Genomic DNA, 2,009 nt, shown 5'->3' on the forward strand with positions numbered 1-2,009 from the left:
CTTAAGGTGGTTATTGCGGCGGGGCTCACCTCTTCCCATCCCGAACAGAGTAGTTAAGCCCGCCTGCGCAGATGGTACTGCAGTTATGTGGGAGAGTATGTCGTCGCCTTTCTTTTCAAAAACCCTATCCAATCGGATAGGGTTTTTTTGTTTTTATAGGTTTTTGGGAATGAGAATGTGGCTAGCTTTAATAGTAAGCTCTTATAAGTAATGAAACCTGCTAAGGGATAATTTTAAATGTTCTTTTAATTTTAATATTTAAAATATAATTAAAGGGAGTTGATTTTGAATAATCATATTCTGTTTAATATATGAGCTGTAGATGATGAATGAACCTTGAATTATTTTGGAAGTGTTTTTAAAAAATATTTTAACTTGAAAATCGGAATTTTTAGGTTTTATTTTAATGAAGGGAGAAGTATGAGTTTTTTTTGTTTAGATTGTCTAGTCTTTATGTTTAATTTATTAGTAAACGATGCATGTGGAATAGCTGTTTAATGATCTTTCGATTTAAATTTCTTATTGGTTTTAAGTGTCTGTAGTTGTTAGTGGGTTAAGATAAGCTGTATTTTATATGGGCTGCCTTTCGATATTGGTTTTAATATTTTGCTTTTTAAAGAAAAAAAAGTAAAAAGATTTCGGATCATGTTCAAAAGTTAGGGATTGAGTAAAAAGATTAGATAATCTGAATAAGAAAAAATCTATATTTCTCACACCTCTGAATTGAGGTCTAAAAGTTTTTATTTTGGCATTAAAAGATTCTGCAGAAGCATTTGTACTTCTGTTATCAAAATAGTTTAAGATTGATTGGAATGTTAAAGTTTTTAAAACCTGATTCTTCTGCATTTCTATACCGATGAGCCAGTGTGGCAATGTGTTTATCATTGTTATTATTATTATTATTATTATTATAAATGAAGTTGTTGGTTTAGATTGTAGGCTGTTTTTATATTAGAATATAAATCAAATAGTATCTGTGCTCTTTCTTTTTGGCTTTCATTACATTTGTCTGGAGATTTATAAAGCAGATACCTGCTTCTAGCTAATAGTTATTTTACAGAATCTCTGTTGGGTAAAAGTTGCAGGATGTATGTTTTATTTTCTGATTTTGCATGTGGTACTAATTGATTCTCAGAATCAATAGCTCTTCCCATCGATACTTGATTCTAATCCCTTGTGGTGCTTCTAAATCTAATTTTTAGATATTAAACTATGGGTAATCTATATAGCTTTTGGAAAACAGCTCTTTGAGATCAACTTCAAAGAATTAGCCATATCGAGTGTTATTTCTTTTGCAGTATGTCTCTTTTTGATCAATCTTACAAATGCGTTCTATGACCTGATCGACCTTGGTTCTGGCAACAATGGCTACTATAGAGCCATTTTTGCCTTGGAATTTTTTGTTGGTCAGGTTAGTATAAAGTTTTCCTTGGGATAAAGCCACTTCGTCAATAGGTAAATGAGTCTCGATGTTTTTAGGATAAATAATCCATTGGTGTACATATTGGGCTAGTGCTCATTTATTAAAGGAATTTAAGTGTTTTTTATATTGTCTTTGAAGTTTCTTTCCGTTAACTCCAAAAAAGTCTCCAATAGTATGGAAATCAGTAAGTATAAATTTTAAAAGTTCTATAGAGGTTATTTTTAATTCTTAGATTGTAAATTTCTGATTTTATTTTGATATTTATTCCTGGGTTTTGTTTTTGATCTGGAATTTCCACTACTATCGGGCTAGGTTAGGAGTTTGAGAAAGGTTATTTTCTATATACAGGTATAAAAGTAGCTTTAGCACCTTTGCGAGATTAAATAGAGATGCATTGAAAGAGGTGGTGTATTACAAGTTAATACCAAAAAAGTTGTAAAGTCGACAAAACAGCACCTCTTATAAAAGCAAAAATTGCAAAAAGTACAACGCTTAAAGAAAAACCTTTCAAAAGTTTAAAAACATAGAAAGTTAAGTTTAGTGTTATCAGAGAGTTAAGAAAAAGAGATAAAAAAGATTAAAAATA

At 30.4% G+C, this 2,009-nt stretch carries 2 protein-coding genes and 1 rRNA gene; 1 reads left to right on the forward strand and 2 read right to left on the reverse strand.

The features are described 5' to 3' along the window. Positions 1-2 precede the first annotated feature (2 nt). Positions 3-112, forward strand: a 5S ribosomal RNA gene (rrf, locus tag IW18_RS22545). A 458-nt stretch (positions 113-570) separates the two neighbouring features. On the opposite strand, the gene IW18_RS23425 is transcribed toward rrf, so the two are convergent. Next, positions 571-885, reverse strand: a complete 315-nt coding sequence (locus IW18_RS23425; RefSeq protein ID WP_316931607.1) for a transposase — start codon at positions 883-885, stop codon at positions 571-573. 23 nt (positions 886-908) lie between these two features. Further along, positions 909-1,028 carry a transposase gene (locus IW18_RS23430; protein ID WP_115098676.1) on the reverse strand — a complete coding sequence of 40 codons (120 nt, stop codon included), beginning with the start codon at positions 1,026-1,028 and terminating at the stop codon, positions 909-911. Between the last annotated feature and the right edge of the window lie 981 nt (positions 1,029-2,009).

Origin of the sequence: Flavobacterium hibernum (assembly GCF_000832125.1) — a bacterium.
GTDB lineage: Bacteria > Bacteroidota > Bacteroidia > Flavobacteriales > Flavobacteriaceae > Flavobacterium > Flavobacterium hibernum.

Bases quoted from the DNA above. Each gene is read 5' to 3' on its own strand.
- IW18_RS23425 (WP_316931607.1), bottom strand. From the start codon at position 885: ATGATAAACACATTGCCACACTGGCTCATCGGTATAGAAATGCAGAAG.